Source organism: Neobacillus sp. NPDC093182, assembly GCF_044754045.1.
This window is the reverse complement of the sequence record NZ_JBIVOI010000021.1, coordinates 56,684-83,535: the sequence shown is the minus strand read 5'-3', so window position 1 is coordinate 83,535 and position 26,852 is coordinate 56,684. Positions and strand designations below refer to the sequence as shown.

The 26,852-nt window shown below is 39.4% G+C and carries 22 protein-coding genes and 2 pseudogenes; 18 read left to right on the top strand and 6 right to left on the bottom strand.

Translation table 11 applies throughout. From position 1 onward, the window contains the following. Positions 1 to 334 precede the first annotated feature (334 nt). From ACIQAA_RS28345 to ACIQAA_RS28325, 5 genes are read left to right on the top strand one after another with little or no spacing between them, the layout of a single operon-like run. Positions 335 to 1,267, top strand: a complete 933-nt coding sequence (locus ACIQAA_RS28345) for a metal ABC transporter solute-binding protein, Zn/Mn family (protein WP_402626343.1) — start codon at positions 335 to 337, stop codon at positions 1,265 to 1,267. A 16-nt stretch (positions 1,268 to 1,283) separates the two neighbouring features. Further along, entirely contained in the window at positions 1,284 to 2,036 is a 753-nt protein-coding gene (locus ACIQAA_RS28340) for a metal ABC transporter ATP-binding protein (RefSeq protein ID WP_402626341.1), read from the top strand. A gap of 14 nt (positions 2,037 to 2,050) precedes the next feature. Beyond that, complete coding sequence (locus tag ACIQAA_RS28335; protein WP_402626339.1) at positions 2,051 to 2,977, top strand: metal ABC transporter permease; 927 nt, start codon at positions 2,051 to 2,053, stop codon at positions 2,975 to 2,977. Next, positions 2,974 to 3,846 (top strand): metal ABC transporter permease, encoded by an 873-nt coding sequence (locus tag ACIQAA_RS28330; protein ID WP_402626337.1) that lies wholly within the window; start codon positions 2,974 to 2,976, stop codon positions 3,844 to 3,846. The genes ACIQAA_RS28335 and ACIQAA_RS28330 overlap by 4 nt, the downstream gene beginning before the upstream one ends. A gap of 23 nt (positions 3,847 to 3,869) precedes the next feature. Then, a complete protein-coding gene (locus ACIQAA_RS28325; RefSeq protein ID WP_402626336.1) occupies positions 3,870 to 4,259 on the top strand; it encodes a metal-dependent transcriptional regulator in 390 nt (129 codons plus the stop codon). A 112-nt stretch (positions 4,260 to 4,371) separates the two neighbouring features. On the opposite strand, the pseudogene ACIQAA_RS28320 reads toward ACIQAA_RS28325, so the two are convergent. Then, positions 4,372 to 4,589, bottom strand: a pseudogene (locus ACIQAA_RS28320) (hypothetical protein); the annotation flags it as partial. Between the two features lie 206 nt (positions 4,590 to 4,795). Here ACIQAA_RS28320 and ACIQAA_RS28315 point away from each other — a divergent pair. Continuing rightward, a pseudogene (locus tag ACIQAA_RS28315) lies at positions 4,796 to 4,932 on the top strand (IS3 family transposase); the annotation flags it as partial. Between the two features lie 818 nt (positions 4,933 to 5,750). On the opposite strand, the gene ACIQAA_RS28310 reads toward ACIQAA_RS28315, so the two are convergent. The 3 genes from ACIQAA_RS28310 to ACIQAA_RS28300 form a co-directional block, all read right to left on the bottom strand. Further along, on the bottom strand, positions 5,751 to 5,993 hold the full coding sequence (locus ACIQAA_RS28310) for a site-specific integrase (RefSeq protein ID WP_402626334.1): 243 nt from the start codon (positions 5,991 to 5,993) through the stop codon (positions 5,751 to 5,753). Positions 5,994 to 6,309: 316 nt separating this feature from the next. Then, positions 6,310 to 7,476, bottom strand: coding sequence for an alpha-hydroxy-acid oxidizing protein (locus ACIQAA_RS28305; RefSeq protein ID WP_402626416.1), 1,167 nt, complete (start codon positions 7,474 to 7,476; stop codon positions 6,310 to 6,312). A gap of 330 nt (positions 7,477 to 7,806) precedes the next feature. Then, positions 7,807 to 8,643 (bottom strand): YitT family protein, encoded by an 837-nt coding sequence (locus ACIQAA_RS28300; RefSeq protein WP_402626332.1) that lies wholly within the window; start codon positions 8,641 to 8,643, stop codon positions 7,807 to 7,809. Positions 8,644 to 9,086: 443 nt separating this feature from the next. On the opposite strand from ACIQAA_RS28300, the gene ACIQAA_RS28295 reads away from it, so the two are divergent. The 11 genes from ACIQAA_RS28295 to ACIQAA_RS28245 all read left to right on the top strand — a co-directional run bounded on the left by ACIQAA_RS28295 (position 9,087) and on the right by ACIQAA_RS28245 (position 21,461). Then, the gene (locus ACIQAA_RS28295) at positions 9,087 to 9,995 is read left to right on the top strand and encodes an NAD-dependent epimerase/dehydratase family protein (protein ID WP_402626330.1); all 909 of its coding nucleotides are present in this window, start codon (positions 9,087 to 9,089) and stop codon (positions 9,993 to 9,995) included. 1,081 nt (positions 9,996 to 11,076) lie between these two features. Further along, positions 11,077 to 11,814, top strand: coding sequence for a GntR family transcriptional regulator (locus tag ACIQAA_RS28290; RefSeq protein WP_402626328.1), 738 nt, complete (start codon positions 11,077 to 11,079; stop codon positions 11,812 to 11,814). 65 nt (positions 11,815 to 11,879) lie between these two features. Next, positions 11,880 to 12,722, top strand: coding sequence for a fructoselysine 6-kinase (locus ACIQAA_RS28285; RefSeq protein ID WP_402626326.1), 843 nt, complete (start codon positions 11,880 to 11,882; stop codon positions 12,720 to 12,722). 106 nt (positions 12,723 to 12,828) lie between these two features. Next, on the top strand, positions 12,829 to 14,121 hold the full coding sequence (locus tag ACIQAA_RS28280) for an ABC transporter substrate-binding protein (RefSeq protein ID WP_402626324.1): 1,293 nt from the start codon (positions 12,829 to 12,831) through the stop codon (positions 14,119 to 14,121). A gap of 144 nt (positions 14,122 to 14,265) precedes the next feature. Continuing rightward, on the top strand, positions 14,266 to 15,153 hold the full coding sequence (locus ACIQAA_RS28275) for a carbohydrate ABC transporter permease (protein ID WP_402626323.1): 888 nt from the start codon (positions 14,266 to 14,268) through the stop codon (positions 15,151 to 15,153). 4 nt (positions 15,154 to 15,157) lie between these two features. Beyond that, entirely contained in the window at positions 15,158 to 16,057 is a 900-nt protein-coding gene (locus ACIQAA_RS28270) for a carbohydrate ABC transporter permease (protein ID WP_402626321.1), read from the top strand. Positions 16,058 to 16,215: 158 nt separating this feature from the next. Then, positions 16,216 to 17,049 carry a TIM barrel protein gene (locus ACIQAA_RS28265; RefSeq protein WP_402626319.1) on the top strand — a complete coding sequence of 278 codons (834 nt, stop codon included), beginning with the start codon at positions 16,216 to 16,218 and terminating at the stop codon, positions 17,047 to 17,049. A gap of 61 nt (positions 17,050 to 17,110) precedes the next feature. Then, positions 17,111 to 18,334, top strand: coding sequence for an MDR family MFS transporter (locus tag ACIQAA_RS28260; protein ID WP_402626317.1), 1,224 nt, complete (start codon positions 17,111 to 17,113; stop codon positions 18,332 to 18,334). A 13-nt stretch (positions 18,335 to 18,347) separates the two neighbouring features. After that, complete coding sequence (locus ACIQAA_RS28255) at positions 18,348 to 19,313, top strand: SIS domain-containing protein (RefSeq protein WP_402626315.1); 966 nt, start codon at positions 18,348 to 18,350, stop codon at positions 19,311 to 19,313. A gap of 108 nt (positions 19,314 to 19,421) precedes the next feature. Continuing rightward, positions 19,422 to 20,435 (top strand): SIS domain-containing protein, encoded by a 1,014-nt coding sequence (locus ACIQAA_RS28250; RefSeq protein ID WP_402626314.1) that lies wholly within the window; start codon positions 19,422 to 19,424, stop codon positions 20,433 to 20,435. Positions 20,436 to 20,447: 12 nt separating this feature from the next. Then, a complete protein-coding gene (locus ACIQAA_RS28245) occupies positions 20,448 to 21,461 on the top strand; it encodes an SIS domain-containing protein (RefSeq protein ID WP_402626312.1) in 1,014 nt (337 codons plus the stop codon). Positions 21,462 to 22,033: 572 nt separating this feature from the next. On the opposite strand, the gene ACIQAA_RS28240 is transcribed toward ACIQAA_RS28245, so the two are convergent. After that, complete coding sequence (locus ACIQAA_RS28240; RefSeq protein ID WP_402626310.1) at positions 22,034 to 24,040, bottom strand: catalase; 2,007 nt, start codon at positions 24,038 to 24,040, stop codon at positions 22,034 to 22,036. A gap of 180 nt (positions 24,041 to 24,220) precedes the next feature. Between ACIQAA_RS28240 and ACIQAA_RS28235 the strand changes: the two genes are divergently transcribed. Continuing rightward, the gene (locus ACIQAA_RS28235; RefSeq protein ID WP_402626309.1) at positions 24,221 to 25,006 is read left to right on the top strand and encodes an SDR family oxidoreductase; all 786 of its coding nucleotides are present in this window, start codon (positions 24,221 to 24,223) and stop codon (positions 25,004 to 25,006) included. Positions 25,007 to 25,122: 116 nt separating this feature from the next. On the opposite strand, the gene ACIQAA_RS28230 is transcribed toward ACIQAA_RS28235, so the two are convergent. Then, positions 25,123 to 26,583 (bottom strand): alpha-amylase, encoded by a 1,461-nt coding sequence (locus ACIQAA_RS28230; protein ID WP_402626307.1) that lies wholly within the window; start codon positions 26,581 to 26,583, stop codon positions 25,123 to 25,125. Positions 26,584 to 26,852 lie beyond the last annotated feature (269 nt).

Here is a 26,852-nt window from a genome sequence, read left to right as displayed (position 1 = left end):
TGGTGAATATATATAGAGAGAGAAAGGAGGGAGGGGGAGTATGCGAAATAATTCAAGGGTTCAAAAAAAAATTGTCGCATTCTCTTATTTCTGTAAATGTTTAGGGATTATTAATAAAGAAGAATATAAGCAAATAACAGGTAAATCCTTTTTAAATAATCCAACTAAAGACTAGGTTGTCTGTATCTTTTTCTCGAAAAATTAATTTCAATTGTAATGTGAAAAAATGAATTTGCTCTATCTATAGTTATTCCTTTTTTTTGACCAAAAAGTTGCGTGTATGCAAAATAGATGTCCGTTACCAAGAAATCATAAAGGAAATGAGGTATGTTTTATGTTCCACTATTTGAAAAAATCCTTGATTGTTCTAGTAGTTCTAACTTTGTCACTTGTAGGTTGTTCAAGTACGGAAAAAACAAACAATAGCAGCGATAAATTAATCGTAACAACGACGATAGGAATGATTGCCGATGTAGTCAAAAATGTTGGAGGTGAACATGTAGAGGTGACGGGTCTAATGAAATCGGGTGTTGACCCTCATCTTTATAAAGCATCTCAAGGGGATATAAAAAAGTTGGAGGATGCAGATCTTATTTTCTACAATGGTTTACATTTAGAGGGGAAAATGGTTGACATTTTTGAAAAGATGTCAAAGGAAAAACCGACTGTAGCTGTCACAAAGGATATTCTAGAATCAGAATTACGTGCACCAGATGATGGAGCATACAGCCATGACCCTCACGTATGGTTTAATGTTCAGCTTTGGATTACAGCTACTAAAACAATCGCAGACGAACTATCAAAGATTGACCCTGATAACGAAGCGGATTACTCGAAAAATGCTAAAGAATACATTCAACAATTGGAAGAATTAGATCAGTATGCGAAAGAGCAGATTGCTACAATTCCGGAACAAACCCGCGTATTAGTGACAGCGCATGATGCTTTCGGTTATTTTGGTGAGGCATATGACATTAAAGTAATGGGTCTACAAGGGATGAGCACAGCTTCTGAATACGGGTCTAAAGATGTTAGTAGCTTAAGAGATTACTTAGTTGAAAACAAGATTAAGGCTGTTTTTGTAGAATCAAGTGTTCCGAAAAAAGCAATTGAGGCTGTTATTGAAGGAGCTAAAGAACAGGGTCATGAAGTGGTTATCGGTGGAGAGTTGTTTTCTGATGCTATGGGAGAAGCAGGCACAGAGGAAGGCACATACTTAGGAATGGTCCGACACAATGTTGATACAATCGTGAATGCATTAAAGTAAAGGAGTCGATGAGAAAGTGACATCGCCAGTAACAGTAAATAATTTGACAGTTGCCTATCAAAAAAAGCCTGTTTTAGAAGATATCTCATTTAGTGTACCTGAAGGAAAGCTAATCGGTATTATTGGACCGAATGGGGCAGGGAAATCCACGTTAATTAAAGCCATCCTAGAATTAATCCCAACAATTAGTGGAAAGGTACAAATCTTTGGGAGCAGCTATAAACAAAGTCGAAAAAAAGTGGGGTATGTACCACAGAGGGAATCGGTGGACTGGGATTTTCCAACCGATGCCCTTGATGTTGTCACAATGGGTAGATACGGTCATTTAGGCTGGTTTAAACGTCCAGGTAAGACAGACACAGCCATTGCCATGAAATGCTTGGAAAAATTAGGTATGAGCCAATTTGCAAACAGGCAAATAAGTCAGTTATCTGGTGGGCAGCAACAGCGGGTATTTTTAGCTCGTGCACTAGCACAAGATGCAGACCTATATTTTATGGATGAACCATTTGTCGGAGTCGATGCAGCGACAGAAAAAGCGATTATTACACTCTTAAATGACCTGAAAAAACAGGGGAAAACCGTTTTAGTTGTTCACCATGACCTTAATACCGTGAAAGAGTATTTTGATTGGATTATGCTTTTAAATAAAAAATTGATTGGAATCGGGCCAACAGAGGTGTTGTTTACGAAGGATTATTTACAAACGACGTATGGTGGTAAATTAACGATGCTAGAAAAAGATACTTCCCCGATCATCATAAGCTGAGGTGAGGAATAAACATGAACTGGTTCGAAATATTTCAAGACCCTAATACGCAATGGATATTGCTAGGAACAATGTTGTTAGGATTAAGCAGCGGGGTCATTGGTAGCTTTGCCTATTTACGTAAGCAGTCATTAATGGGGGATGCTTTAGCTCATGCAGCTCTCCCAGGTGTTTGTATTGCCTTTATGCTGACAGGAACTAAATCGATCTTCTTCTTTCTAATTGGTGCGATTGTTGCTGGGATTGTCGCGACCTTCATGATTGGTTATATTACGAGAAATTCTCGTATTAAGCAGGATTCTGCCTTAGGGCTTATTTTAACCGTATTTTTTGGGTTTGGGATTGTGCTTTTAACTCAAATTCAGCATAGTGACAGCGGTAATCAGAGCGGGTTGGATAAATTTCTGTTCGGTCAGGCTGCCTCGATGGTGCAATCTGATGTGTACACGATGACAATGATTAGTATCATTCTTGTCAAATTGTCGATTTTGCTTTTTAAAGAATTTAAGCTCCTTTCCTTTGACCCAGGTTTTGCAAAGGGGATTGGACTGCCAACGTTAATTCTGGATCAATTTATTATGCTATTAATTGTTACAGCAGTGGTGGTAGGAATTCAGGCGGTTGGGGTGGTACTTATGGCAGCTTTACTTATTACACCAGCTGTCGCCGCTAGGTATTGGACAGAAAAGCTACACATTATGGTGATTATGTCAGGTATTTTTGGGGCGTTGAGTGGGTTCACTGGTACGATCATCAGTACGACGGCTAATAATCTTCCGACAGGCCCACTTGTAGTATTATCAGCAACCGTTATATTTTTGTTTTCGGTCGTATTTGCACCAAGAAGAGGTGTTATTGCTAAAAGCTTGATGCAGCTTTCTGCAAGGAAAAACTATAACAAACAATATACGAGTCAAAAAGTAAAGGAGAAGTCCTTATGAATGATATGTGGATTATCCTCATTGGTGCACTGGTCGCCTGCTCCTGTAGTATCGTAGGTTGTTTTCTTGTTTTACGAAAGATGTCCATGATCGGTGATGCGATTAGTCACTCGGTTTTACCTGGAATTGTTCTCGCCTTTTTATTCAGCGGTGGTTCAAGAGACTCCTTTTTCATGATGCTAGGTGCTGCAGCTTTAGGTTTGATAACCGTATTTTTAATTCAAATGTTTCAAAATTCAGGTGTACAATCAGATGCATCAATCGGGGTTGTTTTTACTGCTTTATTTGCAGTAGGAGTTGTATTGGTGAGTCTTTTTACCCGAGAAGTGGACTTGGATTTAGATTGTGTGCTTTATGGAGAAATCGCCTACGCCCCTTGGGACACTTTTGAGATTGGCGGTAAAAGTCTTGGTCCAAGAGCGGTGTGGGGGGTAGGCGCAAGCTTGCTGTTGAACATAATTGTGATCGGATTATTTTATAAGCAGTTTAAGCTTTGTTCCTTTGATCCTGCATTAGCAGCTGCTCTTGGTATCCCAGTCGCATTATTTCACTATTTATTGATGGGGTTAGTTTCTGTATCAACGGTAGCATCCTTTGAAAGTGTAGGTGCCATTTTAGTTGTTGGAATGATTATTGTACCTGCTGCCACAGCTTATCTTCTGACGGAAAAATTAAGTATTATGATTGCCATTAGCATGGTTATTGGCATCATCAGTTCGGTAGTTGGTTATTTTGTTGCCTATTTATTTGATGCTTCGATAGCAGGTTCCATGATTACCGTCGCAGGTGCTATCTTTTTACTTGTATTCTTGTTATCACCAACACATGGTGTTGTGATGAAGAAATGGAGAAGAATGAAAATGGTCTGATTGGAGGGGAATGAAACTTCTATATGACTTCAGCAAATGAAGAGAAATACCTAGAAGAGATTTATTACTCAGTCTGCAAAAACGGTTACGCCCGCGTTTCACATTTGGCCAAATCATTAAATGTTTCCGCCTCTTCTGTCTCTAAGATGCTTGGAAAGCTAACACAGGAGGAATTTGTTGATTACCAGCCTTATGGGATTATTACTTTGACAGAAAAAGGGTTAACAAGTGGAATGAAACTGGCTAAAAATCATCAAATCCTCGTTAATTTGTTCCGTTATATTGGCATGGAAGAAGAGGAAATTGATCAAGAAGTAAGAAATATAGAATACTATATTAGCATTAAGGCTATAGAATGTATTAAAGCTTTTTTGGCGGAAAGAGATTTTACAGTTCGGCAACAGTTAAAATAAAAAAGCAGTGGCAAACGGTATAGATCTATGCTTCTGACATGAAGAAGTAGAAAAAGCTTTAATATAATAGTTGGTTGAAGAAGTAGTCAACTGCTTCCCCTAAACATTCAACTTATGTCCCGGGGGAGCAGGGCGCTATATTAGGATTGCTTTTAATAGGCCCATACTCCCACATTTTCCCCTCATAAATAAAATCTAACTTTCTCATGATCTCGAAAATCCTCAGGCGTGATTAAAGCCGGCAATTTATCCCCACAGCTTAATGCCAGAGCGAGACAAAACTTCAGCGACAAATTGCAAACAAAAATAAGAATTGCTGAATTCGACCGGTTAGTTCAGGATTAGGTGCCAGACCCCCGATACGTTAATACATAACCGTATCGAGAGTCTGGCACCTTTTATCTTTGAGGTGAGAGTAAACATTATTCTTGACCGCTGCTATTCAACTGGTGTTTCAAATTGACCGAAAAGTGACAGGCAGAAACAACATAAGAAATTATCACAAGAGGTTTTAAAGACTCACTTAGAATTCAAACAATCACTCCGATCGTGGTGTTCATTATGCCTTGAGTGACTATCAGAAACTATTAAAAAAGTAAGATATGATATGAGCTGGAAAGGAAATTGTTATGACAATGCTTGTATCGAGTCCTTTCACGGTATTCTTAAACGCTAGCTTGTTTACCAAACGAAGTATAAAACGAGCCGATGCTAACAAACCCTTTTTGACTAAAGAGAACTCCTGGGGAATTTTAAATTTTGCATATATTAAAGTGATAATACTTTTATAAAATGGAGTGGGAATATGGAACGAGCTAGGACAAGAAACGCAAAAAACATTCGCTACTTTGTGAAGAAGAGATTTCGAAGGTTTGCAATTACACTAATTCCTGTAGGCATAGCTGTTATTATTTTTTATTTAGTTAAATTCCTTGGGATAATCCCCTGCGGTTAACTATAATGAATTAGAAGGATTGTGCCTGGGTTTAAACCTAATGAATTAACTAGCTTCTGGGACATTACTGAAGAACAATATAAAAAATTAGAAGCTATGCTTGTTAATGCGTAAACCTCACCACCATCCCATTTGTTGCCACATACACTCTGGACATGTTGAGTGTTTGAACAATGGTGACGATTTCTGCTTTAAAATTGCTAACATTTTGCTAACGCAATCCAGTAAAAAACGGTAATATCCCTTTAAAGATGTTACAGACAGAAATTAACAAAATCTTGATATACCGCACTTTTTGCACACATCGTTAAATATATTACACACTCTCATCTTACGGGTGGCATGATGTAATTAGGGCTTTAAACCCCTTGTTATATCAACGTTTCCAATGATTTTTTGTTTTTCTTGTCCTCGGATTTGTCCTCGTTCTCAAAAACACGACAACCCATGACAAAAGAAAAGCTAACTATAGGAGAAGGTCTTTCATCAGTTTTCTAAACTGTTGGGAGGCCTTTTCTTCGTATGAGCATGGATATTCATTGTCGTATTAATATCCGTGTGCCCAAGCCGCTGTTGTATTTCTTAATTCCGAATCCAGCTTCAATCAATAGTGAAGTATGGGTATGCCGAAATGAGTGTGGCGTAACGATCTTTTCAATTCCTGCTTTGGTGTCCATTTCTCGAGCAAAAATAAATCCGTTATCCTGGTAAACAAGGCCGTTTTTTAATTTAATCTCATTCTGTTTAATCCGGTGCTTCTTTAACATGTTAATCAGCATTTCATCAATCTCATATGTTGATGATTTTTTTGTATGTAATATTGTTCCAACCTATCTAATTTTTATTATTACTCTTTTTTTGTACAGTTCAAAGATTATATGATTAGAAGAGAAGGTACTTGTTCGATGAAAGGGTGCTTTCCTGTATTAATGCAGGGCCTTTATCAACTACCATGAAGAACGATATTTTCTTACGATTTCTGTGGTAAATGATGGATTCATGATATCATAAATTAAAAAGTACCTTCATAATACAATAATAAAAACCCCCAATTTTTGATGGGGGTTATTTGGGTAATAAAGATTTATTTGTTGGTTATCGAAACTCTTCTGTTACCAATAGACGATCTACCTCTTTAATAGTGCTTCTCCCTGAAATCGCTAATTGAAGTTCAGTTTCTGCAATAAAATTTTCAAGCACTTCTTTTACACCAATTTCTCCAGCTACTCCCAATGCGTATGCATATGGCCGGCCAATAAGGACAGCAGAAGCGCCAAGTGCAATTGCTTTTATAATATCAGCACCTCTTCTTATACCACTATCAACCAAAACGGGAATTTTGTTTTCAATTGCCCTGCATATTGAAGGTAAAACGTCCAGTGTAGCGACTGCTCCGTCCAACTGTCGTCCGCCATGATTGGAAACAATAATCCCAGCCACCCCATATTCTAAAGCAAGAAGAGCATCATCAGGGTGGGTAACTCCTTTTAAAATCACGGGTAAGGAGGTTTGTTTGCAAATATACTCAAGTTCTTTCCATGTAAAGGAAGTATTATTTCCTTGTTCCAAAGCTTTTTTGCTAGCTGCCTTAACATTTTTTTCTGGAGGTTCTTCGAGTTTAGACAGAAATATGGGATCTGAAAAATAGTTCCCCATACCTTCCCCTGATAAAAATGGAAAATATGCATTTTGTAAATCTTTTTCTCTCCATCCGAGTAAAGTGGAATCATTGGTAACAACAATAGCCGAATAACCAGCATCTTCTGCCCTTTTTAAAAAACTATTTGTTAATTCATGATCTTTTGGTGGATATAATTGGAACCATCTTAAAGCATCTCCCATTGCTTTAGCTACGTCTTCCATTGATTTTGTCGAAACATTACTTAGAATATAAGGAACTCCTAACTTAGCAGCAGCTTTTGCTGGAGCTAGTTCTGCCTCTGGATGAAGTACAGAGTTCATACCAATAGGTGCAAGTAAAAATGGAACCGGAATATTCTTTCCAAATAAATGAATGGTTAAGTCCATTTTGCTTACATCCCGGCAAATTCTTGGACGAATTTGATATTTTTGAAATGCTTTTAAATTAGCACGTAATGTATCTCCAGCTCCCGCAGCACCGCTTACATAATCGAAAGGACCAGCTCCGAGAACTTGCTTTGCTCTTTTCTCCCAATCTTCAAAAGAAATTGGAAGCAAACTCGCTCCCTTGTCACCACTTTGATAGAACTTCATTTGTATGTCTTCAGAATTATTCAAAATAATACTCCTCCCAAAATTTAAACAGAAACTTTTTGTTCGTATATTTTTTGAGACAAAGGAAACATAAAGGAAGTATCATCCTCATAAACAATTTAGTTTCTCAATACGAAGGCAAGAGAATCATACCAACTACTTTGATGTTTATCTTATATTTTGTAACGAATTTTTAATAAATGCCATTTGTTATTGTTTGAGAAACAAGCACGATTATACAAATGAAAAAGATTTAGTAACGTAGAAAGGTTGAATCCATCAAATTCTTTTTTGCTAGAGAGAAAATCGAATTAAACTAACATGATTCTTAACGGAGGACAGAAAAAATCCCTTTTTTTATTCATCAATATCTACAAAACCCTCTCCAAATACATCCCTTACATCATGAACCGTGACAAACGCATCCTTATCAACTGAGGTGACAATTTTTCTAAGGTGGGTGAATTCTTGTTTGTTAATAATAATATGTAAGATATCTTTTTTATTTTTTGTATAATAACCATACCCTGTTAAAACTGTAACGCCTCTTTTCATTTCATTATTTACATTTCGTGCAATCTCATCGTATGACTTGGAAATGATTGTAACAGCCCGCTTTGAATTTAGACCTTCAATGATAAAGTCTGTTACCTTTGTTGCGATATAAAGCATGACAAGAGTTAACATAAGTCCTTCTGTACCTATAATAAAATAAGAAGAAAAAACAACAATTAAATCAAAAAATAAAAGACCATAACTTATATTCCATCCAAGATATTTATTTGTTAGTTTGGCTAGTATGGTCGTACCTGCACTTGTACCACCAGCCCGAAAAATCAAACCCAGTCCTATTCCCGTAAGAACACCTGCAAAAATACTATTTAAAATAATTTGATTTGAATCAATGGACCATGATTCGGTTAGGTGCAATGATAATGAAATGCATGTAACAGCAATAATTGTGTAGATTGTTGTAGTTTTGTTTAAAAATTTATAGCCGATAATAATTAATAATCCATTTAAAATAAAACTTGTTATACTTGGTGCCCAACCATATAAATGATAAAGAATAATTGAAATACCCGTTACTCCGCCTTCTCCTAAATCATTTGGAATGACAAAAATGTTAACTGAAAATCCAAAAAGAAATGATCCTAATACAACAAGAAAAATTTCTAGTATTGTTTTTTTCATAATATTTAGGTCCTTTCTTTGTTGAAGATTTATATCCGAAGTTAACGCTTTTACTTGGTGGCAATTTATTTTTTCGTATTAACGGGTGCTGAAGTAAAGCAGAATCAAGTGATTATAGGGCATATAATTTTATTTATTCCATTAAAGGACACTTTTCATTTATGTCTTTTTTAGTTGCTATAAAATACTTATTGACCATTATCTGCCACCCATCTGCCTTCAATAAAACATATAGAAAAGGGAAGTCTAACAACGAATTAGGGTGTAACCTTGGAGTTCTAGTTATTACTTAAAAAATTAGGGAAATGGTTCCAGAGGCAGCTAAATTTAAGAACATGGTTAATAAATATTGATGCATCTGGAATGAGGACGAAATATTTAAGAAATAAATGATTTTTAATGGATACCCTAATATGAAAATTGCGCAAAAGGAGCAAAAACTTATGAAAGTTGTAGTAACAGGGGCAGCAGGTAAAATCGGCCGATGGGCAGTTAGGACAATCTTAGAAGCAGGTCATGAGGTGGTTGCATCTGATAGATTATTGAGGGAAGAATCAAGATCGAAAAATTTTATTCAAGCTGATTTATGTAATTATGGTCAGGTTTGTCAGCTTTTGAAGGGAAGTGATGCAGTTGTCCACCTTGGGAATATTCCTACCGATGTAAGGAACACATCGCAAGCTATATTTGAAAATAATATGCTCGTTAATTTTAATATCCTTGAAGCTTGTAAAGACTTTCAAATTCCTAAGCTGGTATGGGCATCAAGCGAAACAGTATTAGGATATCCCTTTGTTCCTGAAGAGCTCAATTATCTTCCCTTAGACGAGGAACACCCAACCAAAGTAAAATCGTCATATGCGATGGTAAAAAAATTAACTGAAAACCTTTCTGAAATGTATCACAATCTTACGAAAGCACAAATAGTTGCTCTACGCTTTGCTAATATATATGAGCCCGATGAATATGAAAAAATCCCTATCATGCATTGGAATGATGATAGGCAAAAAGATGTTCAAAAGAAAAATGCATGGGCTTATTGTGATGTTAGGGATGCTGCAAGGGCATGCCTTCTTGCAATAGAAAAGAGTAATTTAGGAAATGATGTATTCCATATTACGGCCCCCGATACAATCATGCCTGACCTTAGTAAAGATTTGGTGGATACATATTTCCCTAATGTAACTATAAAGAGGCCAATAGAAGGACATGAAACACTTATGGCAACTGATAAGGCTAAGAAGATTCTAGGATATGAACCTCGCTATACATGGCGTAACGTTTTAAATAGTGAAGGCATAACTAAACCACTACCAGAGGATCAACTTGCTTTATCAAAAACAAATATATAACTAAACCTTATAGTTTTGGAGGATTTATCCCTATCTTGAACGATAGAATCATCAAAGGTTATTCAATAATAGGGTGCTTGTGTTGAAGTTCTAGCTGCCATTAGAAGGCAGCTTTTTGTGCGACGGGCAGTCGGTATAGAGTGTTGACTCAGTCAACACTCTTCTTTTCATTATCTTAAAGAGACGTCACTTCGATGCATTCTACAAGCCCCACTCAATTGAGAAGGGCTTTAAATACTTAGTAATCCTCATTTGTCCTCCTATTTGTCCTCCAATGCTTTATATCGCATTTAAAACATTTAGGTCAAACTATTTTGAAACGTTGATTTAAAGCCTTTTTTTTACAATATTTCTTTCTATTATATATGAAAATGAATGGCGGCATGATGTAATTAGGGCTCTAAAACCCTGTTGCATCGACAAACCCTAGGTAGAGAAAAACCAATAAGTAGAGAAGGTCTTCCATTAGTTTATCAAACTTTTGGGAACCTTTTCTTCTATGTTGGCGGTCATATGTGCATAGATAATTCCAGATTACTCTAATTCTAGTTAATGATTTAACACTCTCTTTTTTAACGCATACTGAATCTGCCTTAGAGTAAATCAGGACAAATATCGACATTATTCTTATAAGACTAAAGGCGTAATTCTAGTATTGACAGGGGTTAAGATGAAATTACCAATCCTTGGTCAGGTCAATTTTACTAATTTTGTAGATATTTGTTTAGTAGATTATATATTGACAAGGGGGCGGAATTGAATTATTCTGAAGTTAATTAATAATTATGACAACGTGAAAGGCGTTCCATGGTTGTTCAGTTACTGACAAAAATGATCCTCATCCTACAATCTCCTTCGGTAAACATCATCCTAGAGCCTGTTTTTATTTCGAAATAATTGTAAGCGCTTTTAAAAAGTAATTTCCTATTCCCTAATTTCTAATTTCTAATTTCTAGATAGAATACCTTAGCTTTACACGGAATGGTATATACCATTTTTAAAACCAGAATTTACAACTGATGTAAAAATACTATATCCTTTGTATATGGATTGAATATGTACCTATATGGGAGAAATAGAGATGAGCAAAATGAACAGAGATGAAGAGGATGTTCCTTTTTACAAACAATTAAAAAATAAAATTCTCGATGAAATTGAAAGCGGAAAGCTTAAGCACGGTGATAAGCTTCCTTCGGAACGGGAATTGGCTGAGCAGTTTCAAATCAGCCGGATGACAGCAAGACATACCTTGTCGATCTTGGAGCGGGAAGGTGTAGTGGAGCGACGTGTAGGGTCGGGAACCTTTATCAACAATAAGAAAATCCAAATGGATTTTGTTACGTTTAATAGTTTTACCAAGAACATGCTGAGTAAAGGATTAATACCGAGCACACAGATTCTGTCCATTCGTAAAATGGAAGCCACACCTAATTTAGCTCAAAAGCTTAAACTGCCCCTGGGAGAAATGATGATTGCTATTCAACGGCTTCGGCTTGTCAATGAGACTCCGATCTCGATTGAAGAATCATTCCTGCCAGAGAAGCTTTGTCCTGGGCTCGATGAAATTATTACCGACAATGATTCCTTGTATGAAATTTTAGAAAGAAAGTACGGGGTTGTCCTTGTCATGGCAAAGGAGTATATGCAGGTCACGGTTTCCGATGAAAGTGAGAGCAAGCTGTTGAAAATACGTTCCGAGAGTCCGTGTATTTTCCAAGAAGCAGTTGCTTTTGATACCAATGAAAAGGAAATAGAATTCTCCACGTCCTTAACGAGAAGTGATATAGTCAAGTTTTATTCTGAATTAAAGCTGAAATGATGGTTAAAATCATTTCAACTTAGTTTAAATGGTATATACCAATAATGGAATTTGGAGGTTTTTTCATGAAGGTAATCGGTGTTGGCGATAATGTGGTTGATAAATATGTTTATAAAAAAACGATGTATCCAGGCGGAAATGCCTTGAATTTCAGTGTCTATGCTAAGCAGTTAGGGATTGAAGCTGCCTATCTTGGAGTGTTCGGCAATGATCGGGCCGCAGAGCATATTATTGCCACCTTAAAATGCTTGAATGTGGACATTTCTAACTGCAGGCAGCATAAAGGGGAAAATGGCTTTGCCGCAGTTGATTTAGTAGATGGTGACCGGGTGTTTATCGGCGGAAATGGGGGCGGTGTTCAAATGGATCATCCGATTATCCTCAGTTCAGAAGACTTGGAATATATTAAAAGCTTTGATATTGCCCATAGCAGCATCTACAGTGAGATGGATTCAGAGTTACGTAAATTAAAAGAATCTGGGATCCCGGTATCCTATGATTTTTCGAGTGATTATAACGATGAATTGCTAGCGAAGAATTGCCCTCATATCGATATAAGCTTGCTCTCCTGCGGGCAATTGGCTGAAGAGGAAGTAGAGAATCTATTAAAACGTGTTTATTCCTATGGGAGTAAATTAGTACTGGGCACCATGGGCTCACGCGGCTCGATCGTCTATGACGGCCAATCCTTTTACCGCCAGGAGCCATACTTTGTGCAGCCGGTTGATACGCTGGGTGCCGGAGATTCCTTTTTTACTGCATTTATCTTACATTATCTCTCTGGAAAAAAAGAAAATCCTGAAATTCAGGAAGCCATCCTCCTCCAAAACAGTATGGAGGAAGGGGCCAAGTTTGCAGCAAAGACGTGTCTTGTAGATGGTGCTTTTGGTTATGGGATTCCCTTTTAATTTCTTTAAAGGGATTAAAATAAAAACCATTCATAGAAGGTTTGGGGGGTGAATGGATACCGCTTTAGTATAGGTTGATTTTATAAAAAATAAGGAGGGTTAATGAATGAGAAGGAAATTAAACGTTTTATTAGCAGTACTAATGGTGTTCGCGCTTGTCCTGACGGGATGTTCCAGTTCTTCTTCTAGCAATGAAGAGTCGGGAAAAGTTGTATTAAAGTTTTTGCATAAGTGGCCGCAGCCAGAATACGCTCCCTATTTTGAAGAGGTAGTCGAAGCCTTTGAAAAGGAAAATCCAGATATCACCATTAAAATGGAAGCGATTGCAGATGAACCGATTAAAGATAAACTCCGTGTTATTCTAGGCGGTAACGAAGTTCCAGATATTATGTTTTCATGGTCAGGCGAATTTGCCAGGAAATTCGTCCGCGCTGATGCAGCCTTAGATTTAACTCCTTATTTAAATGAAGATACAGCTTGGAAGGACAGTTTTATTCCGGCATCCCTTCAGCCTTTCACATCCGATGAAAAAAATTACGGTATTCCTCTCCGCTTCAATGGAAAATTCTTTGTTTACAACAAGAAGATATTTGAAAAACATCAACTACAGGCACCAACTACTTGGGATGAATTCTTACAAGTCCTAGACACCTTGAAAAAGGGCGGAGAAACGCCGATTATTCTAGGAAACCAAGGTCCATGGGCAGCAATCCATTACTTAACAGGCTTAAACCAAAAGATGGTAGCCCAAGACGTGAGAATGAAAGACTATAATCCGAAATCAGGTGAGTTTACAGACCCTGGCTATGTGACAGCTATGCAAATGTTAGCTGATCTGAATAAAAAGGGTTATTTTATGAAGAATGTTAACTCTAGTTCACATGATATGGGACAACAATTATTTGCGGCCGGTAAGGGAGCAATCTTCTATGTCGAATTAGAAGAGTTCCAAACGATCGAGAATAATATGAAAGGCAACTGGGGCTTCTTCCAAATGCCGTCCATTGCAGATGGTAAGGGCAGTCAGAGTTTCATTACCGGAGCACCAGATGGATTTATCGTTTCTTCTAAAACAAAACATCCAGAAGAAGCAATTAAATTCTTGAAGTTTTTAACAAGTAAAGATAACGCCTTAAAGCTTGTGAAACAAATTGGCTGGCCAAGTCCGATTGATGGGGCTACAAACCCAGATACAGCTTTGAAGGAAGTGGCTGAAGGTGTGGAAGTCATGAAGAAGGCTGAAGGTATGGCTGAATGGCTCGACACAGATGTCCATGCGAAGGTAGCAGATGTGTATCTATCCAATATTCAGCTATTGCTAGATGGATCCAAATCTCCAGAAGAAATTATCAAAGAAGTACAAGATGTAGCTAAGCAAGTACAAAGTGAAGTGGAATAAAGAAAAGCGGAGGCACCCGTTTAGCGGCGTATGGGCCGTAAGAGCTAGACACAGTATTCAAAGTTATTACATGCTTTATTTTTTATAAACGAGAAAGGGTAGGCAGGGCACACTTGCTTACCCCCTCCTAGGAGGAAGTTGGGGATGACAAAAACATTTAAAAACAGCCGAACTGCGATACTTTTTATTTTGCCAGCGCTCCTATTCATCCTGTTCTTTGTATTTTTGCCGATTGTATTAAATCTCTATAACAGTTTGTTTCGGTGGAATTCCTTTGAGGCTGGAAGAGTTTTTGTTGGCTTGGAGTATTATGGCAGACTTTTCAAGGATCCAATCTTTTTTACTGCATTGAAAAATAATTCTCTGTACGCTGTCATTTCATTAGTTTTTCAGGTAGGTATGGGCTTAATCATTGCAGCTATATTAGAAGATAAATTGATTAGAAGGTTTCAGCCATTTTTCCGGACTGTCTTTTTTATCCCATCTGTTATTTCAATTGCGGTTGTTGGTTTGTTATGGCAGCTCCTTTATAATCCAGAAGTGGGTTTAGTGAACGGGGTGTTAAATGCAATCGGACAATCGGAATGGGCACTATCTTGGCTGGGGGACAGTAAGACGGCGATTTATGCTGTTGTTGCTGTTTCACAATGGCAGTACACCGGTTATATGGTGATGTTATTCTTGCTTGCGATGCAAAAAATTCCTTTTGAATATTATGAAGCGTCCATGATTGATGGAGCTTCTAAGATAAAAACGTTCTTTTTCATCACCTTGCCGCAAATGAAGGAAATGATTCTGGTCGGTACGGTGATTACGGTAATCGGTGCGTTCAAAGTATTCGATGAAGTGTATGTTATGACAAATGGGGGACCAGGCCGTTCAACGGAAGTGTTGGGAACGATGCTTTATCGGGCAGCCTTCCGAAATGATGAAATGGGATATGCTTCCACGATCGGGACGATTATTTTTGTCGTCACCCTTACTCTTTCCTTAATTCAGCTGAAAATAGGCAAATCAGGACAGGAGGAGTAAGGCGATGGAGAATAATAACACGGTAGTAGAGACAAATAAAATAAAAGAAATCAGGACAGGGAGTTCCATGCTGTCCTTGAAGGTGAAAAATAGAATTTTTCAAACGGGTGTGCTTATATGGTTTAGTCTCTTTGCATTGGTGATCATTTATCCGATCATTTGGCTCGGCTTGAGCGGATTAAAATCCAATGCTGACTTTTTCTTAAATACCTGGTCGCTGCCGGAGGAATGGTTGTGGGAAAATTACCGAGCCGCTTGGGATGCCGGAATTGGCCAATTTTTCCTAAATAGTGTGTTCATTACGGTGGTATCGGTCGTCACGGTATTACTTCTTGGGTCGATGGCTGCTTTTGGTTTGAGCCGCTTTCAGTTTAAAGGACAAAATATTTTGCTTGTTATTATCCTAAGCGGGTTGATGCTGGCGCCGCAGGTCAGCTTAATTCCACTTTACAAATTACTGCAGGCGATGGGACTGTACAATACTTATTGGGCGTTAATTCTCCCATATGTTTCCTTTCAACTGCCGTTTTCAATTTTCTTGATGCGCTCGTATTTTCTGTCGATTCCGAAAGAGCTTGAGGAGTCAGCGATTATTGATGGGTGTAATAGTTGGAAGGTGTACCGACATATAATTGTTCCGATGGGGAAACCGATTATTGCCTCGTGTGCGTTATTAACGGGAATGAACGTGTGGAATGAATTTATGTTTGCGTTAGTTTTTGTAGAGGATTCTGCCCTAAGGACGATTCCGGTGGGTCTGATGAATTTGCGAAGTCAGTTGAATACCAATTTCGGAATCCAATTGGCGGGGTTAGCCATTTCGGCGCTGCCAATGATTATCGCGTATATTGTTTTCCAAAAGCAATTTGTCCGCGGTCTATCGGCAGGTAGTGTCAAAGGATAATCGAAACTTGTAAGAGTAATAGGAGAATAAAGAGGAAAGATTTGTTGGCTTTCCTCTTCCATACTCAATCACTCTAGTTTCGTATGAGCGGTTTGAATGGTATATACCATATGACATTTTGCTAAAACTAGGTTGGGTAACGGAGAAGGAGGAATTGGATGAGCAAAATCAAACGGTCGCAAATAACTGGAATGAACTTTCATTACCTGCACTATCCGCTGGACTATTTTTTAGATGCAATGGGGAAGTATGAGTTTGAAAAAATTGAACTGTGGGGTGCTGCGCCGCATCTGTATGTGGAGGATCTTTCCTTAGCAGACATCCGTATCATTAAGAAAGGAATCGACCAGCGGGAATTAGATGTCGTTTGCTTTACGCCAGAACAATGTATGTACCCGATTAATCTGGCGGCAAAGGAATCTGCGATTCGTGAACGAAGTGTCGCTTATTTTAAAAAATCGATCGATGCTGCGCTTGAATTAGAGGCGCCGATGGTGTTAGTTACGGCCGGCTGGGGATACCGCAATGAAAGCAGGCAGGAAGCGTGGAGCAGGACCCAAGATTCTTTGGAGCAGCTAACCGTTTATGCGGAAAAACAAGGAATCGTTTTAGCCCTGGAGCCATTACAAAAAATTGAGTCCAATCTGATTACGACATTGCCTGAGTTAAAAGAAATCCTTGCTTCGATTGCTTCTCCTAATTTAAAAGGAATGGTCGATACCATTCCGCTTGCGGTAGAAGGGGAGGAACTGGCCAGCTATTTTGAGCAATTACAGGATGACTTGGTCCATATCCACTTTATCGATGGGAACCCGGGTGGACATTTAGCATGGGGGGATGGCAGCCTGCCATTGGAAACATATATGAAAACCTTAGGAAACTACAACTACGATCGCGCCCTTACGTTGGAGTTTACTTCTTCACAATACTTGATTAACCCCAACGAGGCGGTTGAAAAGTCCCTGCGAAGTCTTGCACCGTTTCTAGAGTAACGGACGAAGGGATTGTTCCGAATAGGGTGACTAATTCAGTGATATAAAGGAGTTTTATCCTATGTCGATTTGGAGGAGTTATCCCAAGAGCTTAAAAGTTTTATTAATTGCAATGTTGGTCAATTCCACCGGTATGGCTTTTCTTTGGCCCTTGCACACCATCTACATGACACAAGGGATGGAAAAAACGCTGTCAGAAGCAGGTTTTGTTCTAATGCTTCATTCAGGAGCTGAGATTGTGGGCAGTTTCCTTGGCGGCTACTTATATGACCGCATTCGGGGGAAACGCACCCTTCTCCTTTCTGTCCTAGCATCTGCCTGTTTTATTTTCATTATTTCCATTGGTCTATCATGGCCTATCTATATTCTAATGATGATCCTGCTTGGATTAGCCATTGGAACCATTTTTCCTCCCATCTATGCCCTTGCAGGGGTTGTTTGGAAGGAAGGCGGCAGAAAAAGCTTTAATCTCATCTACCTGGTTCTTAATTTCGGTGTGGCAGTAGGTACCGCTTTAGGCGGCATAGTGGCGCAATTCTCGTTTCAATACGTATTTTGGGTCAATGGATTCACCTATATCGTCTTTATCTTCATCGTTTGGTTCGCTCTCCAAGAACCTGACCCAGTTATTGAAACTTCGAAGGTAAAGAAGGAACCTGCACTGAGGCCGAAGTACGAAGTGAGCCCTGCACAAAGCTTTAATTCCTTATTAATTCTTTGTTTAGGATTTATGTTTTGCTGGGTTACCTATATCCAATGGCAAACGAGTATTTCCAACTATATGCACCAGTTAGGATTTACGTTGTCAGCCTACAGTGCTTTGTGGACCATCAACGGGGTACTGATCTTATTGGGTCAGCCTTTGATCCAATGGTTTATAGCCCGCATGAAAGCACCGATGAAGTGGCAGCTTTTATCGGGGGTACTCTTTTTTATGGCTACCTTCGGCCTCCTGTCACAGAGTCATTCCTATAGCGGGTTTGTTGCGGGTATGGTGATTATGACGATCGGAGAAATCCTTATTTTTCCGGCCGTGCCAGCGATTGCGGATCGACTGGCACCCTTAGATAGAAGAGGAATGTATCAAGGTTTAGTGAGTGGAGCAGCCAATGTGGGGAGAACGATCGGACCTTTACTAGGCGGGCTGCTCTACGATGGATTTGGTCCGTTGGTTCTGCTGTTTGGATGTATTTTTATTGGTGGATTCGCCTTGATTTGTTTTGGTACCTATCAAAGGCTCCAATATACGCAAAATGAAGTTTCATCTGTCAAAGTCAATAAATAAAGGAGGATAAAAAATGTTAGCAGACGTACAAAAGGCTTTGGATGTCTTTAAAGAACGGGACATCGATCGTGTCTATTTCGTAGGTTGCGGTGGCTCTTCATCCCTCATGTATGCGAGTAAATACGTCTTAGACCGGGAAAGTGCAACGATTGATTCTGACCTGTATAGTTCCAATGAGTTTGTGCATCGAAACCCGCGGAAACTCAATGAGAAATCGCTGGTGATTTTGTGCTCCCATTTTGGAAAAACACCGGAGACGGTGGAGGCTGCCCGCTTTGCACGGGAAAAAGGTGCAATTACTGTATCGTTAACCTTTGACCCGGGATCACCGCTTGCCGAAGCATCTGAGTATGTGATTGTTTATGAAGATGGGAAAGAAGCGAAGTATGTGAATGAGTCACCAGCCGTGATGCTGGAACTTGTTTTTGGACTTCTGGCTGCTAAAGAAGGGAATGAAAAGTTTTCCGTTGTCGTTTCCTCCTTAGAGAATTTAGATCAAATATTGGTACAGGAGAAAGCAAAGTATTTAGAACAGGCAAAGGAATTTGCTCAATCCTATAAGGATGAAAAAGTAATTTACACAATGGCAAGCGGGGCGAATTATGGAACTGCTTATTGGTTTGCAATTTGCCTGCTGATGGAAATGCAGTGGATTCATTCCCACGCTCTCCATGCCGGAGAATATTTCCACGGGCCGTTTGAAGTCTTGGATCAAAACGTACCAGTAATTCAGCTGTTAGGTTTAGATGAGACCCGGCCATTAGAAGAACGCTCATTGGAATTCACCCAAAGATATGGCGAAAGAGTCGTCGTCCTTGATGCAAAGGACTTTGATCTGACAGGTATAGCAGAAAGCGTCAAAGGCTACATAGCCCCACTCGTCCTGCAAACTATCCTGCGCCAATACGCAGAAGAACTAGCAACAGCCCGAAACCATCCACTAAGCACAAGAAGATATATGTGGAAAGTGCCTTACTAAAAATGTTGGCGGTGTCATTTATGGTGTCATTTTTGGGTGTCAGGCACCAAAAAGGAACCATAAAAATGTAGTCCTAATAATTCTAATAAAAATTTGGAGGTAGTGTACATGTTGAAATTTGACGCTGAGTTATTTTTACAATTGGTTGGGAAAGAGGCCATCGCGAAGAGAGAGGAAATTGAGAAGGTTGTTGATGGTATTTCGGCTAAAGGATTTAAAAACATTTTCCTAATCGGTTCCGGCGGGACGATTGCGATGATGTATCCATATGAGTATATCTTAAAGTCCAATTCCACACTAGAGGTACATGCGGAAATTGCAGCTGAGCTTATGGTGATGAATAATCGCCATCTTACCAAGGATTCTGTTTGTATCTTTGCTTCAGTTACTGGCACGACAAAAGAAACAGTAGCCGCTGCCGAGTTCTGTAAGAACAAGGGTGCCACAACGATTGGACTAGTCGCAGAACAAGGCACACCATTGGCTGAGGCTGTTGATTACTGCATCTCCACTGGTCATGAGAAGCATTCATTTGACACTTTCTTTATTCAACTGCAGCTGCTTACGTTCCGTTTTATTCATAACAATGATGAGTTTCCGCAATATGATCAGTTTGCAAAAGAAATTTCCCTTTTACCACAAGGTATCGTTGATGCGTTAGAGCAGTTTGACTCACAAGCTGAGCAATTCGCGATCAAACATAAAAATACCGATTACCATATGCTGGTTGGGGCCGGGAACCTGTGGGGGAATACTTATTCCTACGCAATGTGTATCTTGGAAGAAATGCAGTGGATCAAGTCTAAATCCATCCATGCGGCTGAATTCTTCCACGGCACGCTTGAGCTGGTTGAAGAGGATACAAGTGTGATTTTATTCAAGGGCGAAGATGAAACTCGTCCATTGGTGGAACGTGTGGAACGATTCGTAGAAAATATCACCAACGAATTGTTCATTATAGATACAAAGGATTACCGCTTGGAAGGAGTTAGTGATGAATTCAGAAAGCACTTTGCGATCTGCCTGAACTGGGCATTAACGGGCCGAATCAGTGTATATCTTGAGCGTGAAAGAAATCATCCGTTAGAGACTCGCAGATATTACCGTAAAATGGCTTACTAGGAGGTGGCCATCATGTTTAACTTTGATGTGGAAAGATATTTAACCATTCAAAATGGTGCCTTATCTCTTAAGGATGAATTCGATCAGGTAATTGATTCGGTGATAGAAAAAGGGTTGGAAAATGTATTCTTTGTTGGAACTGGAGGAGCGGCCATCCTGATGCGCCCGGCAGAATATATTTTAAAAACACATTCCAACCTGCCGGTTTATACAGAAATCTCTTCGGAATTGATGTTAATGGATCATCAGCACCTGGGTGAACATTCATTGGTTATCTTGCCTTCTTTGTCTGGTACAACCAAAGAAACAGTGGAGGCAGCAGCGTTTTGTAAAGAAAAAGGGGCGGTAACGGTCAGCTTTGTGGGGCATGCCGCTACACCGTTAGCGAATGGAACCGATTATACTTTTGTTAATTATGCGGCTGATGATACCTCCTGTGAATCGTTCTATATCCAGTCTTATTTACTAGCGTTTCGTTTGATGTATATGCGGAATGAATTTCCAGTCTATCAGCAATTTGTTGAGGAAATGAGACATCTGCCAAATGCCCTCCTTACCGTGAAAGAAGCGGTAGAACCGCAGGCGGCGGAGTTTGCCCGCAAACATAAAGATACACCGTACCATATCCTTTCAGGAACAGGGATCGATTGGGGTCAAACCTATTATTATGGCATGTGTATTTTAGAAGAAATGCAGTGGATTAAAACACGACCGGTTCATGCCTCTGATTTTTTTCATGGTACCTTGGAATTAGTGGAAGAAGATACGAGCATTATTCTGCTAAAAGGGGAAGATCGAACCCGTCAGCTAGTGGAGAGAGTCGAGCGATTTGCTGAACATTACTCGAAGGAAGTAACCATTTTTGATACGAAGGAATATCCATTAGAGGGCATTTCCGAAGGTCTGCGTAGTCTCGTTTCTCCGATTGTCTTTGCGGCGTTACTTGAGAGAGTCAGCTGCCACTTGGAAGAGCAAAGAAATCACCCGCTGACAACGAGAAGATATTATAAAAAAGTACCATTTTAATAGAATCATTGGTTTGGGAGCGGCCTTCACAATAGTGTTGGCCGCTTCTTTATACTAAAGTCGGTTTTACTGAAGGGAAAAAAGATTGGTAGGGAGAATGCCGGTTCCCGTCACATAGATTGGTTCTGCAACTTATTACCTATAATACAAAAGTTTTCCTCGACAATAAATTTTTCTGGAAAACAGGTAAAAGCTTGATTTAAAAGGGTTTACTTTACTTTTAATCAAACGATTAATTAGTTGAATCGGTTTTAACCAAACGATTGATTAGAAAAGCTATAAATGCTGTTAAACCTATGTTTAGTTCTCTTTAGTATCAAGAATATTGTCGAGAAGAGGAGCAAGTAAAAATAGTGGAACGCTTTTGCAGGTATCGATAAGGTTCCCTTTATTATCACTTTTGAAATTGTCCTTTGATTTACCTCCGATGTTTTATATAGCATTTGGAAACAATTATGTAAAAACTTTTTTCTAAAAAATAGACTACTTCCTAAAAACAAGGAGGTACTCTTTTTATGTTGTAGAAATTAGCACAAAGCCCTGAACGCATTTTAATGTTCAGGGCTTCATGCTTATAATGTACGTTCCCAGAAACGTCCCTGTGCTATTCCTTCTATGAATTGAGGAATACCAGCCTTGGTTAAATCATAAACACCAGGTGCATCTAACCGCACACGACATCTTTCTATGGCTGTGTTATCTTCAACGGCCATTGCCAAAGGTTTGAAGTGTTTATAGGCAGTTTCAATAAATTCCAATACAGACGGATCGGCTTCGGAACTCGTACTAATCAAAATGGCTGCATCAAAAAGACTTGAATCTACCGTATCAATCGTATCTGTTACTTTTAGTACTGGGCTTATCGTATACATCTTTTTTGCAACAATACTATAATTTATATTATATTGTGCCAGTGTTCTAATCCAAACGGTTAATTTTTCATCATCGGGTTCACCGTTTAATAAGATGGCTGCACATTTAGTAGCCGGTTGTCTAACTGTGTTTGCCATACTAAGTGCAGGAGACTTTTTATCTGATTTTACTTCAAGATTATCTACAGGAAGCTCCGCACCAATATTGTCAGCCACTTCTTCCGCTACCTGCCGATCGATATGATTTAATAGTGCGACCACGTTATTTTTCACCATATCTGATTTACATTTCCCAAGCTCAAAGCTCAGTGCATCTTTCAGGTGCTGTTGCTCAACCGGAGTAAGACTGTTATAGAATAACTTCGCTTGAGAGTAATGATCTAGAAAACTTTCACTTCGGCCTCTAATTTTACGCCCATCGATTTTTTCCTGATAGGATTCATAGCCTCCTAGTTCAACCGGTGCCGGTTCAGGTTGATTTGCATTTAAACCGTTACGATGGTAGCTTGTTTGCCCTTGATGAATGGTCATTTGATGCATTCCATCTCGTTGATTGTTATGAAAAGGACAAACAGGTTTATTAATGGGAATCTGATGGAAGTTTGGACCTCCTAGCCGGGAAAGCTGTGTATCTGTATAGGAAAATAAACGTCCTTGTAAAAGAGGGTCGTTCGAAAAGTCGATGCCGGGCACTACATGACCGGGATGAAAAGCGACTTGTTCTGTTTCCGCAAAAAAGTTTTGAACATTACGGTTCAAGGTCAATTTACCAACCATCTTTACGGGTACTTCATCCTCTGGCCATAGTTTTGTAGGATCTAAAATGTCAAATTCAAATTTGAATTCATCTTTTTCAGGAATTATTTGCAGGCCAAGTTCCCATTCCGGAAAATCCCCTTTCTCAATCGCCTCATACAAGTCTTTGCGGTGGAAGTCAGGATTTTTACCTGCAATCCTCTGGGCTTCATCCCAGACTAGTGAATGAATCCCAAGGACAGGCTTCCAGTGGAATTTTACAAAATGTGCTTCACCATCCGCATTTATAAGTCGGAAAGTATGCACACCAAAGCCCTCCATCATTCGGAAGCTGCGTGGGATGGCACGGTCACTCATTACCCACATTACCATATGGGCGGATTCGGGATTTTGGCCAATGAAATCCCAAAACGTATCGTGAGCGCTCGATCCTTGTGGAATTTCAGTATGAGGTTCAGGTTTAAGAGCGTGTACCAGGTCAGGGAACTTAATTGCATCTTGAATAAAGAAAACAGGCATATTATTACCGACTAAATCAAAGTTACCTTCATCCGTATAAAATTTGGTCGCAAACCCTCGGACGTCACGAACCGTATCGCTTGACCCTCTCGAACCCTGTACCGTTGAGAAGCGGACAAAAACCGGTGTAGTTTTGGAGGTGTCAGTAAGAAAATCAGCTTTTGTATATTCAACCAGAGATTCATAGAGCTGAAAGATTCCATGTGCCCCTACGCCACGGGCATGAACAACCCGTTCAGGGATCCGTTCATGGTCAAAATGGGTCATCTTTTCTCGGAAATGAAAATCCTCCATCAATGTAGGTCCTCTTAACCCAGCCTTTAATGAAAACTCATCTTCAGATACTTTTAGCCCTTGGTTGGTAGTTAAAGGAGCAGTTTTTTCATTGTTAATGGTAAAGCTACTTAATTGAACAGCCTTCTTATTATCCATAGTGATCCTCCTCACGAAAATATGTAACCACAAAATAAAGAAAGTGCAGGTAAAAGAATTACACACTCCATTCGGTACCCTTTTTATAGGAAAGTGAAACCTAGTAATATAATCTTTATGTTTCAAAATCTCCATGGTGGATATAGTAATATACATCACCATTAAAGGAGGCTTTTTAACGTGGAAAATCTACTTCAAAATCAGGTTGCTGTTGTTACAGGGGCTGGCTCAGGGATAGGAAGGGCTTCTGCTTTGAAGCTTGCTCAAAATGGAGGAAAAATTGCATTAGTAGATTTGCATAAAGAAAACGTGGAAGAAGTCAAAAAACAAATCGAAGATATGGGAAGTGAAGCGCTTGTCTTGGAGGCCAATGTCTCTCACCCGAAGGAAGTAGAAAACTGCTACAAAAGAACCATTGATCAGTGGGGAAGACTCGATGTTGTCTTTGCTAACGCGGGGATTAATGGGGAAGTGGCGCCCATAGAAGACTTGGAGCCGGAAGAATGGGACTTAACCATTTCCAATAATTTAACGAGTACCTTTTTAACGGTAAAATATGCAATCCCGCATTTAAAGACAAATGGGGGAAGTATCATTATTACTAGTTCCATTAACGGGAACAGAATCTATAAAAATATCGGCATGTCCGCATATAGTACATCAAAAATTGGCCAGATGGGCTTTGGAAAAATGGCAGCTCTTGAGCTTGCCAACTATGGTATTAGAGTCAACATGATCTGCCCAGGAGCGATTGAAACAAATATCAATAAAAACACATGGAAAGAAACCGAAAAATTAAAAAAAGTGGAAATCCCCATTGAATACCCGGAAGGGAACCAACCATTGGAGCACAAACCTGGAAAACCCGAACAAGTCGCCGACCTAGTACTATTCCTTGCTTCCAACCTATCAAACCACATAACCGGAAGTGAAATTTACATTGACGGCGCAGAATCCCTTTTATAATATAGGTGCCTGTCACCACAAAAAGACACTTCGAACAAAATGTCCACCTACAGTGGACATTTTGTTTGAAAGTGTGTTATTAAAATTGCTAGACTGGCTCATACAGATAATTTATCTTATTCCTTAGTGTGGGAAGCCCAGACTGATACGCAGCCGCCGTTAACTGGGAAAGTGGCATATCCATCTTCTTCGATGATAATTTGGTCATGCCTTGAGTTTGTTAGGTCTATCCATGTTTCTCCAGCCTTCCTTTCGCCAACATACATTCTTTTCTCGCTATCTTGTCCATTGGAGATGACGACTGCACAACCAGAGTACTTAAGTTCTTTCACACCCAGCCGAACCCAGCCAATGGTATTTGGATGGTCGAAGTAATCATGCTGTTCCCCGTATGCTTTATCGTACCTGGCAAAGAGGAGATGGTCCAGGATTTCTTTTTTTCCTTCTGCCGGCTCCGGGCCGCCGATTCCGTAATAATCACCATAGAAGAGACATGGATTTCCATCTCTTCTTAGGAGAATCAGGGCATATGCACTTGGCTTAAACCATTCCTGAACCCACGATTCAAGGGATTCTTGGGGCTGAGTGTCATGATTATCAACGAAGGTAACAGCATTTTTAGGGTGGGAATCTACAAGGGTATCCTCGAAAATGCTGGTTAAATCAAAATCACTGCCTTCGATGGAGGCTTTATGTAGCTTATAATGCAAGGGGACATCAAACAAATCTATTCGATAATCGACATGGTCAAGGTATTTTTGACATGCATGAAGCTGAGTTTTCCAGACTTCTCCGACAAAATAAAAATCATCGCCTCGGTGTTTACGCATCTCCTCTACAAACTCGCTAATGAAATAGTGATTAATGTGCTTGATTGCATCAAGCCTGTATCCATCGCAGTTAAGGGTATCCGCAAGCCATTTCCCCCATTCTATCATTTCTTTTTTTACTTCTGGATGTTCATAGTCAATATCGGCAAGCATTAAATAGTCATAATTTCCGCATTCATTATCCACATGTTTACTCCAATCCTTGTCATCGGCAAGGATTTTAAATATTCCTGATTTCTCCGTCTTTTCATCATAATCAGTTCCGGTAAAATGCTCATACCCCCATTCAAAAGGAGAATATTTTCCCTCACGTCCTGGAAATGTAAATTTTGTCCAAGCTTCAATTTCAAAGGGTTCCGATATCTCTTCGGTCCTGTCCTCTTGGTCCACTTGAATAACTTTAATTAATTCCGTCTCGTCAGCACCTGCTTTATGGTTCATAACCACATCTACATACACTTTAATCCCGACATTTTGACATGCAGCTATTGCTTCTATTAGTTCTCGTTTAGTCCCATACTTTGTCTGGATGGATCCTTTTTGATTAAATTCACCCAGATCATATAAATCATAGGAAGCATAGCCATTATCTTCTGGCGATATCGCTTTTGTTACTGGTGGTATCCAGATGGAGGTAATTCCTTTTTCTTTTAATTCTGGCGCCATTTCCTTCAAACGTCTCCAGTGGCTTCCATCTGGCTCTAGATGCCACTCGAAGAATTGCATGATTGTGTTGTTTCTTTCCATGTCCCTATCCTCCTCGTTTATTAATCAATAGGTATATCAATACTTACCCGGTTTGATACCAAACGAATCCTGCCAAAAACAAATGAGGCTGGGACAAAACACTTCGCTAACAACTAAAAAGCCTGTGAAATTTTACGAGGAGTAAAATTTCACAGGCTAAGTAAGGACAGAAACTATTATTATGGGGTTAGCAGCTATCATTTTCAAGCCAGTTAACTGTTATCATCATTGCTCCATTGTGGATGAAGCTATTTATGATACTATAATGT

Coding starts and splice junctions, on each gene's coding strand:
- ACIQAA_RS28290 (WP_402626328.1), top strand. CDS start 11,077: ATGAGCAAAATGAACAGAGATGAAGAGGATGTTCCTTTTTACAAACAA.
- ACIQAA_RS28335 (WP_402626339.1), top strand. CDS start 2,051: ATGAACTGGTTCGAAATATTTCAAGACCCTAATACGCAATGGATATTG.
- ACIQAA_RS28285 (WP_402626326.1), top strand. CDS start 11,880: ATGAAGGTAATCGGTGTTGGCGATAATGTGGTTGATAAATATGTTTAT.
- ACIQAA_RS28250 (WP_402626314.1), top strand. CDS start 19,422: ATGTTGAAATTTGACGCTGAGTTATTTTTACAATTGGTTGGGAAAGAG.
- ACIQAA_RS28325 (WP_402626336.1), top strand. CDS start 3,870: ATGACTTCAGCAAATGAAGAGAAATACCTAGAAGAGATTTATTACTCA.
- ACIQAA_RS28275 (WP_402626323.1), top strand. CDS start 14,266: ATGACAAAAACATTTAAAAACAGCCGAACTGCGATACTTTTTATTTTG.
- ACIQAA_RS28330 (WP_402626337.1), top strand. CDS start 2,974: ATGAATGATATGTGGATTATCCTCATTGGTGCACTGGTCGCCTGCTCC.
- ACIQAA_RS28260 (WP_402626317.1), top strand. CDS start 17,111: ATGTCGATTTGGAGGAGTTATCCCAAGAGCTTAAAAGTTTTATTAATT.
- ACIQAA_RS28265 (WP_402626319.1), top strand. CDS start 16,216: ATGAGCAAAATCAAACGGTCGCAAATAACTGGAATGAACTTTCATTAC.
- ACIQAA_RS28255 (WP_402626315.1), top strand. CDS start 18,348: ATGTTAGCAGACGTACAAAAGGCTTTGGATGTCTTTAAAGAACGGGAC.
- ACIQAA_RS28245 (WP_402626312.1), top strand. CDS start 20,448: ATGTTTAACTTTGATGTGGAAAGATATTTAACCATTCAAAATGGTGCC.
- ACIQAA_RS28270 (WP_402626321.1), top strand. CDS start 15,158: ATGGAGAATAATAACACGGTAGTAGAGACAAATAAAATAAAAGAAATC.
- ACIQAA_RS28345 (WP_402626343.1), top strand. CDS start 335: ATGTTCCACTATTTGAAAAAATCCTTGATTGTTCTAGTAGTTCTAACT.
- ACIQAA_RS28300 (WP_402626332.1), bottom strand. CDS start 8,643: ATGAAAAAAACAATACTAGAAATTTTTCTTGTTGTATTAGGATCATTT.
- ACIQAA_RS28295 (WP_402626330.1), top strand. CDS start 9,087: ATGAAAGTTGTAGTAACAGGGGCAGCAGGTAAAATCGGCCGATGGGCA.
- ACIQAA_RS28280 (WP_402626324.1), top strand. CDS start 12,829: ATGAGAAGGAAATTAAACGTTTTATTAGCAGTACTAATGGTGTTCGCG.
- ACIQAA_RS28310 (WP_402626334.1), bottom strand. CDS start 5,993: ATGCTGATTAACATGTTAAAGAAGCACCGGATTAAACAGAATGAGATT.
- ACIQAA_RS28230 (WP_402626307.1), bottom strand. CDS start 26,583: ATGGAAAGAAACAACACAATCATGCAATTCTTCGAGTGGCATCTAGAG.
- ACIQAA_RS28240 (WP_402626310.1), bottom strand. CDS start 24,040: ATGGATAATAAGAAGGCTGTTCAATTAAGTAGCTTTACCATTAACAAT.